The sequence below is a fragment of the uncultured Campylobacter sp. genome (genome assembly GCF_938045225.1).
Classification (GTDB): Bacteria; Campylobacterota; Campylobacteria; order Campylobacterales; family Campylobacteraceae; genus Campylobacter_A.
The window spans coordinates 1-8,871 of sequence record NZ_CALINL010000200.1 but is presented as its reverse complement, the minus strand read 5'-3'; the positions used below and the strand labels follow the sequence as shown (position 1 = coordinate 8,871).

Sequence of the window (8,871 nt, the reverse complement as noted above, 5' to 3'; positions counted from 1 at the left end):
TGGCAGAGCTTTGCCGCGGGGCGAAAAGGGGCTAAAAATGGGCGATAACGTTTATATAGCCTACGCGCTTTGGCTGCTTACGGGCTGGTTTGGCGGGCACAGATTTTATCTGGGCAAATTCGTGAGCGGCTTTGCGATGATGGCGCTGTTTTTCATCGGATATAGCCTAGCTTGGGCGCTTGTCGGCTACGTATTTTGGGTGCTTTGGGGCGTGTGGTGGCTCTTTGATCTGCGCTTAACCGGCGCGGCGGTCGAGAAAAATCAGAAAAAAGAAGCGTTAAAAGACAAACTGCGTGCACAAGACCTCGAGGAGCGGCTTAGACGCCTCTACGAGCTGTACGAGAGCGGCGCTATAAGCAAAGAGGAATTTGAGGCAAGGAAGGAAATTTTGCTAGGGTGAAAGCCTACTAAATTTTCGAGAATTTGATCGATTTTCTAATCGCGATCGGTCAAATTTAGCATTTTCGAGGCGCGGGTCTCGGCGAATCAAATTTGCAAATTTGAATGTAAAACGATAAGGCATAGGATTTTTGTTCTAGACGAGGCGCTTTAAAATTTGGCGACGGGAGTTACCTCGTCGGTAATGACCGAGCCAAATTTTAAAGCCTCTGCTTGCAGTTGCGACCGCAAGGGAAGCAAAGCGAAGTATAGGACAAAAAGACAAGCCTCTAAAATAAAAATTAAAAGGAGAAAAAAATGGCAGAGTATTACAACCTCATCAAGTACTTCCACTACTTGTGTTTCATCTCGTGGATGGCGTTTTTGTTCTATCAGCCGCGCCTCTACGTCTATCACGCGGAGAATATGGACAAACCCGACTTCGTGCGCGTCGTCGAGGTGCAGGAGTACAAGATGTACCACTACATCGGCTGGGTCGCGCTGATCGGCACGTTTTTGACGGGCATTTTGATCATCGTAGCGATGCCTGAGCTTTTGCGCAGCGGCTACGTGCACGTCAAGCTCACCGTCGTCGTCATCCTCGCGGCGTTTCATCTGGATCTTGGCCGCTATATGGTGCAGCTGCGCGAGAAACGCTGTAACAAGAGCGGTATGTTCTTTCGTGCTTACAACGAAGTGCCGACTATCGCGATGGTTATCATCATCTGGATGATGGTGTATAAGCCGTTTTAAACCGCGCTAAATACATACTCCGAGGCAGAGCGAAACTGCTTTGTCTCGGGATCGAGAAGTTAAATTTATTCTTATATTTTTTGAATTATATCTTGCAAATTAGGCGTATAAAATTGGCGCGTTTTCGAGCCGTATCTTACGAATTCGGCATACAAAGTTGAACCGATTTTTCATCACTTAACCCAATTAAACCCAGTCTCCCAAACGACATTAACTCAAATTAAATTGCTAAAATTTAAAAATCTCCCCAACCTCTACATCTAAAATTTTTGAAATTTTATAAATATGCTCAAGATTAAAGTGTTTATCGTATCGGCAACTCTCGCAGTTTGAATAAAATGCGACCGATTTTATATCCATACTTAGCGCCATATCGAGCTGGCTAATGCCTTTATTTTCACGCAGTTTTCGGACGTTTGTAGAAATTTGCAGATAGAAATTTCGTATCTCATCGGCGCTAAAAAAAGCTAAATTTTCGCCCATTATTTTATCCTATAGGTAAAGTTAAACTTAAACTTTATTTAGATAAAATCTTCAAATCTATATCCTATAGGATAAATAATTTTAAAGGAGGCCAAAATGGCGGTAAATTTATCAAAGGGCGGTAGAGTTAGTTTGAGCAAAGAAGCTCCAGGGCTAAGCAAAATTTTAGTAGGACTTGGCTGGGATACGAATACTAGCGATACGGGAGCGGAATTTGACCTAGATGCGAGCGCGTTTTTGGTAGGAGCTTCAGGCAAAGTAGAAAACGAGAAGAATTTCGTCTTTTACAACAACCTAGTTAGCGCGGACGGATCGGTAGTCCACACGGGCGATAACCGCACAGGCGAAGGTGACGGCGACGATGAATCCATAAAAATAGACCTAGCTAAAATTTCGCCGAGCGTCAAAGAGATCGACATAGTCGTCACGATCCATGAAGCAGTCGCTAGAAGGCAAAATTTCGGTATGGTAAGAAATTCGTTTATACGAATCGTCGATGAAAGAAGCGGCAAAGAGATAGCCAGATACGATTTAGAAGAGGACTTTTCTACCGAAACCGCAGTATCTTTCGGTAAAATTTACTTTAAAGACAACGAGTGGCGTTTCGCGGCTAACGGAAGCGGTTTTAAGGATGGACTGGCTGGATTTTGCAGGCAGTTTGGACTAGACGTATAGGGGCAAGCCATGGCGATAAATTTGGTCAAAGGACAAAAAATATCGCTCGCCAAAGACGACGGCGGGCATCTGCACAGCTTTTGCGTAGGAGCAAACTGGGGCGCCATAACCGAAAAAGGCTTTTTTAGAGATAAGATAAAGCCGGTGGATTTGGATCTAAGCGCTGCGATGTTTGACTCAAACAAACAGTTTTGCGATGTGGTCTATTTCGGTAAAAAATCAGCCCCGGGCGTATTTCACAGCGGCGATGACTTGGTCGGAGACGTAGGGGGCGACGACGGACTGGATAACGAAATAATCAGCGTCGATCTTAGCCGTTTAAACTCAAACGTTGAGCAGATATTTTTCGTGCTAAATTCTTATAATCAAATCGACTTTGATAAAATTCCGTTTGCTAGCATTAGACTTTACGAAGGTACGCCCACGCGCGTAAATAAAGTCTTTGCGTCGTATAATATCGTACGAGATAGCGCATTTGCATATAAGGTTGCGATGATTTTGGGCAAGCTGTATAAGCGAAACGGCGAGTGGAAATTTTCGGCTATCGGCGAACCTACGAGCGATAGAAAGCTTGATGAGCTGATTTTAAATTCCGTAGTGAAGTACTTATGAAAATTTTATTTTTCTTAGCGGCTACGATTGCGATTTTAGGTGCATTTGAGATAGAGGGCGGTTATGAGATCCCGCCCTCGGCGCAAACTTACGGCAACGCACCCGTAATAAGCGATGCAATGATGCAAGAGTGCGTAAAAATTTACAACAAAGCGCTTGCGATAGAAAGAGTGTTAAATTCTACTTTCGTAAATCGGTATTCAAGCGAAGAGGTAAATTTATACAATCAAAACGTCCGTATGCATTCGCAGCTCATAGACTGGTTTAATGCAAATTGCGCCGGCAAGCAATCATACTCGGCATGCAAGGCGGCGCAAGAGCTAAACCGCCAAAGAGGGCTTCCCGAACAAAGCTGCGGGTATTAAGGAGAATTTTTGGATAATTTAGAATTTCAAACTGCGATCGTTTTTGTCATATTTGTAGCGACGGCATTTGCGGTAGATTTTTTCGCGCATAAGAAGGACGAGAAGATATCGTTAAAGCAAGCTGCGCTCTGGTCTATATTTTGGATTGTCGTAGCTGCGGCATTTGGCGGATATCTGCATCTTGCCGTTAGTAGCGAGGCGGCGAGCCTATTTTTTTCAGGTTATATTTTAGAAAAGTCGCTTTCAATCGATAATTTATTCGTTATGGCGGCAATTTTTTCGTGGTTTAAAATTCCTGAAATTTATCGTCACAGAGTGCTGTATTTTGGCATTATAGGAGCGGTTATATTTAGGCTAGTCTTTGTAGCCGTCGGAACGAGTCTACTTGGGATTTCTCCGTGGATGGAGTTTGTTTTTGCTATCATGGTAGCTTATAGCGCGGTAATGATGATGAAAAAGAGCGATGATGGCGAAGAGATAGAGGACTACTCAAACCATCTAGCTTACAGGGCGGTTTATAGATTTTTCCCTGTTTTTCCGCGTCTTCTAGGGCATAGCTTTTTTGTAAAAAATAACGAGATTTCGACTCAAATTTCAGTAGAAGAAAAGACGAAACTGCAAGATCAAATCTCCAAACTAAATGCAAAATGGATAGCTACGCCGCTATTTTTGTGTCTTTGCGTTATAGAACTTAGCGATGTTATGTTTGCTTTTGATAGCGTTCCGGCCGTTATCGCCGTGAGTCGTGAGCCGCTTATAGTTTATTCGGCTATGATTTTTGCGATTTTGGGACTTAGGACGCTTTACTTCGTGCTAGAAGCACTAAAAGACTATTTGGTATATTTAGAAAAAGCCGTTATAGCGCTTTTGTTTTTTATCGCAGCAAAGCTCGCCCTAAACGCGTCGGCACATATCTTTCATCACGGATTTGAGATTTCGGCACAGGTTAGCTTGTGGATCATTTTGGGGATTTTAAGCATCGGAGTTTTGGCTAGCTTATTTAAAACAAAATAGTAGAACGATCAAATTTATGCACATGACCGTTTTGATATGCTCTGTAGCCAAGTTTGAGCAAAACTCGGTACGCCTATTTTGCGCACCGAGTATAAAGTTAAATTTGTTCGAGCTTGCAAGCAAAATTAAATTTTAGCTTTATTTATTGCCTGCTCCAAATCCGCGATCAAATCATCCGAATTTTCGATACCGACAGCAAGGCGTAGCAAACCTTGAGTAATGCCGATTTTAGCTTGTAAATCCTGCGAATAAGATTCATGAGTCATTGAGGCCGGATGGCAGATTAGACTCTCTACGCCGCCAAGACTAACGGCCAGGTCAAAAAGTTCTAGATTTTTAGCAAAAATTTTATAGTCGTAGCCATCCTTTAGCTCCAGCGAGATTAGCGCGCCGATGCCGCTAGCTTGGGCGTTTTGGATGCGTTTTTCCTCGGCCGAAAATGAACCTGCGTAATACACGGCTTTAACAGCCGAGTTTTTTTCTAAAAATTCTACGATTTTTAGCGTATTTTCGCTTTGTCTATCAAATCTAACGCTAAGAGTTTTGAGGCCTCTTATTAGATTATAAGCATCTGCGGGACTTAGCGTCGCGCCGAGAGTATTTTTCATAAAAGCTATACGCTCGGCTAGCGCATCGTCGTTCGTAGTCACGATTCCCGCAATTACGTCGGCATGTCCGCCGATATATTTCGTCGCGCTATAAACGACGATATCGGCACCAAATTTGAGGGCTTTTTGATAATACGGCGTCAAAAAAGTATTATCGACGACGACAAGCGCGCCGTTTTTACGAGCTAGCTCGGCTAGCCGGGCGATATCCGTTACTCGCAGTAGCGGATTTGACGGCGTTTCGATAAATATCATCTTAACGTCTTCGTCTAGACGAGAGATTTTATTTAGATCTTCAACGAGTTCAAATTTGATCCCGAAATTTGCGAAAATACCGTTTGCGTAGCGGTAAGTACCACCGTAAACATTGCTGTTTAAAAGTACTTTATCGCCGCTTTTTAGCAGGTTAAAAACAGCCGAGGTCGCCGCCATGCCTGAAGCTAGAGCAAAGGCGTATTTGCTATCTTCAAATTTAGCAAAAAGCTCTTCAAATGCATTTCTCGTTGGATTTGCGCTACGAGAATAAGCGTACTTTTGAAAGTTGTCTAAACCATCTTGCGCAAACGTCGTGGCTAGATAGATAGGCGGAACGACCGCGCCGTGAGGGTTATTTTTGGCTTCGAGGCCTTTTACGATTAGCGTATCTATTTTCATTTTTTTCCTTTAAATTTAAAAATCCATCGCCGAGATAAATTTGACTATACGCGGCGAATCGCTGCTGAAAAATTCCTCCGCCGTACCGTCAAACTCGATATTGCCGCGCTCTAAAAATAAAATTCGATCCGCGACTTTGCGAGCGAAGTTCATATTGTGCGTGACGATGATGAGCGAGTCGCGCTCCTTGCTAAGGCCGCCGATGACCTTCAAAACCTCGGCCTCAAGCTCCGGATCAAGCGCGCTCGTGGGCTCGTCCAAAAGCAAAAAATACGGCTTCATCGCAAGCGCTCGCGCTATCGCCACTCGCTGCGATTGACCGCCCGAGAGCCTGCTTGGATACTCGTGCTCCTTGCCCTTTAGCCCGACCTTTTCAAGTAGCGCCAGGGCCTCAATTTCTGCCTGCTCTTTCGGGATTTTAAGCACCTGCACGGGGCCTTCGGTTACGTTTTGTAGAGCCGTTAGATGCGGAAATAGATTAAAGCTCTGAAAGACCATCCCCGTGTGCTCGCGAAAGGGCAGCATATCTTTTTGCGAAATTTTACCGGCGAAATTTATCTTATGGCTTCCAAGCTCAAGCTCGCCGCCGTCCGGGATCTCGAGTAAATTTATGCAACGCAGCAGGGTTGATTTACCCGAGCCCGAGCTTCCTAAAACAACCGTAGTCTCGCCGTCTTTAAATTCTAAATTTAAGCCGTTTAAAACGACATTATCGCCGAATTTCTTAGTCAAATTTTTAAATTTTATCATCACACGTACCTTGAAAATCTCTTCTCGAGCCTAGCTTGCAAAAACGTCAAAAACGTGCAGACTATCAAGTAAAAAAGCGCGGCGAGCACGTAAAGCGTGAGCGGATCGAAAGTGCGCGCGGCGATACGCTGAGCGACCATAAACATATCGACCATCGTAATAGAAGCCGCAAGCGAGGTGTCTTTTAGCGTGCTTATAAAGATATTTGAAAGCGGAGGCAGCGAGATACGCGCGGCTTGCGGAGCGATTATACGGCGTAAAATTTGCGCATAGCTCATACCAAGCGCCGTAGCGGCTTCCCACTGGCCTTTGGGCACCGAAAGCACGGCCGCCCTAACGGCTTCGGAAGCGTAAGCGCCGATATTTAGGCTAAAGGTGATGATCGCCGCGCTCCAAACATCGAGCGTAACGCCCACGATCGGCAGACCGAAATATACGATAAAAAGCTGTACCAAAAGCGGCGTGCCGCGAAATATCCAGATATAAAATTCGCTAAGTTGCTTTAAAATTTTGATATTTGCTATGCGCGCGATCGCCGTTAGCACCGCGATAAGAAGTCCCAGCGAAAAGGAGATCGCCGTAAGAGGCAGCGTCACCTTTATCATCGCCAGCGCCATAGGTTGTAGCGAGCTTAGCAAAAGCTCGCTTATACGGTCAAATTCGTTCATCGCCATCTACCGCGAGACATCTTTGCCGAAATACCTGATCGAAATTTCAGCCAGCTTGCCTTCGTTTTTTAGCTCCTCTATCGCCTTGCTGATCTGCCCCGCAAGCTCCGTATTGCCCTTTTGCACGATAGGTGCGGTATAGTCGGTATCGCTTCCCTCGGCGGCTATTTTAACCGGAGCGCCCGGGCGCTGTTTGATGAAGTCGTAAAATACGATATTATCGCGCACGACGGTATCTACGCGCTTGCTAACGAGAAGCTCCATGCTCTTGCTAAAGCTATCGACCGTGACGTTTTGCGCCCCATAGCTAGCGGCTACCTTTGCCCAGTTGCTGGTAGCGGAGTCTGCATTTTTCTTACCTTTTAGATCATCAAAGCTTTTGATATCGTCGTTATCTTTATGAGTGATGATGGCGCCATGTACGACTGTATAGGGCTGTGCGTAGTCGTATTTTTTCTTGCGCTCATCGGTAACGCTTACTTGATTAAATACCGCATCGGCCTTGCCCGCATCAAATGCCGCGAGCATCGCGTCCCACGGAGCGGTTAAGAACTCGATCTTTAAATTTAGCTTCTTAGCGACTTCGCGAGCGATATCGACGTCGTAGCCCTTTAGCTCATTTTTATCGTCGTAGTATGAAAATGGCGCGTAGGTGCCTTCCGTAGCGATCGTTAAAACGCCCTCTTTTATGGTTTTGGCGTTTAAATTTAGCGTCAAAAACGCACCCAGAGCCAAAATTTTTAGTAGTTTTGAAACCATTTTTTATCCTTTAAATTTAGCTGCTTTTATGCGGGTAAAATTTACTCCGAGATATCTTTGCCGAAGTATTTGACCGAAATCTCTTTTAATTTGCCTTCGCTTTTTAGCTCGCCAAGAGCCTTGTTTACGTCGTTTACGAGCTCTTCGTTACCCTTTTTTACGATGGCTGCGGAGTAGATCGGCTCACTGCCGCTAGCGGCTATTTTTAACGGGGCGTTTGGACGCTGATTTATATAATCGTAGAAGGTCACGCTGTCGTTTATCGTCGCATCCGCACGGCGGCTGATGATGAGCTCCACCCCTTTGCTAAAGCCGTCTACGGTGACTATCTGCGCGCCGTATTTTTGCGCGATACCGGCCCAATTGCTAGTTGCCGAATGCGCGCTCTTCTTGCCTTTTAGATCCTCGAAGCTTTTGATTTCATTATTGTCTTTATGCGTAACTAGCGCAGCGTAGGCGACGGTGTAGGGAACGGTATAATCGTATTTTTTCTTACGCTCGTCCGTGATACTTACTTGATTGAACACGATATCGGCCTTGCCCGCATCAAATGCCGCAAGCATCGCATCCCACGGAGCTTCGACGAATTCCGCTTTTAAATTTAACTTTTTAGCGACTTCGCGTGCCACTTCTACGTCGTAGCCCGTTAGCGCGTCGTTTTTATCGTGGTAGGAGTAGGGCGAATACGTGCCTTCGGTCGCGATTTTCAAAACGCCGTTTTCGAGAGTTTTTGCATTTGCGCCGGTTAAAAGAGCGAAGCTCGCCAAAGCAAGTAGAGAAGATTTTAGTAGTTTTTTCATTTTTTGTCCTTTTTAAATTTATCGTTGGCTATTCATCTAAAAAGGCCCGCGAGTGCGGAGTTGAAAATATCTTTTTAAATGTTTAGCGACTTGCTAAGCACTTAAAAAGATATTCGTGCCTAGCGCCCTAGCTTTTCATTTCGCAACAACACATGTCGCACATATCGTTTTTCATAGCGTACCTTTCGAGTAAAATTTGGCGGTGATTTTATGCAAAAAAAGTTTAAGATAAAATAAATTTATATCAAAATTTTGGATTTTATTTTTTAAATGATATAAATTTTGGATACAAAATCGGCTCGAATATCGATAAAATCGAACTATAAATTAAATTTTAAATTTTATAAAAATT

The 8,871-nt window shown here is 44.5% G+C and carries 12 protein-coding genes; 6 read left to right on the top strand and 6 right to left on the bottom strand.

Features of this window, described 5'->3' with window-relative positions; translation table 11 throughout:
* Both Q0200_RS07415 and hemJ read left to right on the top strand, forming a co-directional pair.
* Window positions 1–400, top strand: a 400-nt coding sequence (locus tag Q0200_RS07415) for an NINE protein (protein ID WP_297939741.1), incomplete at its 5' end; no start/stop codon positions are given.
* Window positions 401–696: 296 nt separating this feature from the next.
* Window positions 697–1,131 carry a protoporphyrinogen oxidase HemJ gene (gene hemJ, locus Q0200_RS07410; protein WP_002944278.1) on the top strand — a complete coding sequence of 145 codons (435 nt, stop codon included), beginning with the start codon at window positions 697–699 and terminating at the stop codon, window positions 1,129–1,131.
* 228 nt (window positions 1,132–1,359) lie between these two features.
* Here hemJ and Q0200_RS07405 read toward each other — a convergent pair whose 3' ends face one another.
* Window positions 1,360–1,614, bottom strand: coding sequence for a helix-turn-helix transcriptional regulator (locus Q0200_RS07405; RefSeq protein WP_297939733.1), 255 nt, complete (start codon window positions 1,612–1,614; stop codon window positions 1,360–1,362).
* Window positions 1,615–1,710: 96 nt separating this feature from the next.
* On the opposite strand from Q0200_RS07405, the gene Q0200_RS07400 reads away from it, so the two are divergent.
* From Q0200_RS07400 to Q0200_RS07385, 4 genes are read left to right on the top strand one after another with little or no spacing between them, the layout of a single operon-like run.
* Window positions 1,711–2,289, top strand: coding sequence for a TerD family protein (locus Q0200_RS07400; protein ID WP_297939731.1), 579 nt, complete (start codon window positions 1,711–1,713; stop codon window positions 2,287–2,289).
* A 9-nt stretch (window positions 2,290–2,298) separates the two neighbouring features.
* Window positions 2,299–2,901 (top strand): TerD family protein, encoded by a 603-nt coding sequence (locus Q0200_RS07395; RefSeq protein ID WP_297939729.1) that lies wholly within the window; start codon window positions 2,299–2,301, stop codon window positions 2,899–2,901.
* Window positions 2,898–3,266 (top strand): stress protein, tellurium resistance protein TerZ, encoded by a 369-nt coding sequence (locus Q0200_RS07390; protein WP_297939727.1) that lies wholly within the window; start codon window positions 2,898–2,900, stop codon window positions 3,264–3,266. The genes Q0200_RS07395 and Q0200_RS07390 overlap by 4 nt, the downstream gene beginning before the upstream one ends.
* Before the next feature lie 9 nt (window positions 3,267–3,275).
* Window positions 3,276–4,280, top strand: coding sequence for a TerC/Alx family metal homeostasis membrane protein (locus Q0200_RS07385; RefSeq protein ID WP_297939724.1), 1,005 nt, complete (start codon window positions 3,276–3,278; stop codon window positions 4,278–4,280).
* 125 nt (window positions 4,281–4,405) lie between these two features.
* On the opposite strand, the gene Q0200_RS07380 is transcribed toward Q0200_RS07385, so the two are convergent.
* The 5 genes from Q0200_RS07380 to Q0200_RS07360 are packed head-to-tail and all read right to left on the bottom strand — an operon-like array spanning window position 4,406 to window position 8,519.
* Window positions 4,406–5,542, bottom strand: coding sequence for a PLP-dependent aspartate aminotransferase family protein (locus Q0200_RS07380; RefSeq protein WP_297939721.1), 1,137 nt, complete (start codon window positions 5,540–5,542; stop codon window positions 4,406–4,408).
* A gap of 15 nt (window positions 5,543–5,557) precedes the next feature.
* Entirely contained in the window at window positions 5,558–6,292 is a 735-nt protein-coding gene (locus Q0200_RS07375; RefSeq protein WP_297939718.1) for an amino acid ABC transporter ATP-binding protein, read from the bottom strand.
* Window positions 6,292–6,960: an amino acid ABC transporter permease gene (locus tag Q0200_RS07370; RefSeq protein WP_185898187.1), complete on the bottom strand. Its 669-nt coding sequence runs from the start codon at window positions 6,958–6,960 to the stop codon at window positions 6,292–6,294. Before Q0200_RS07370 ends, Q0200_RS07375 begins: the two co-directional genes overlap by 1 nt.
* Before the next feature lie 6 nt (window positions 6,961–6,966).
* Entirely contained in the window at window positions 6,967–7,719 is a 753-nt protein-coding gene (locus tag Q0200_RS07365) for an amino acid ABC transporter substrate-binding protein (protein ID WP_297939713.1), read from the bottom strand.
* 41 nt (window positions 7,720–7,760) lie between these two features.
* Window positions 7,761–8,519 (bottom strand): amino acid ABC transporter substrate-binding protein, encoded by a 759-nt coding sequence (locus Q0200_RS07360; RefSeq protein WP_297939711.1) that lies wholly within the window; start codon window positions 8,517–8,519, stop codon window positions 7,761–7,763.
* Between the last annotated feature and the right edge of the window lie 352 nt (window positions 8,520–8,871).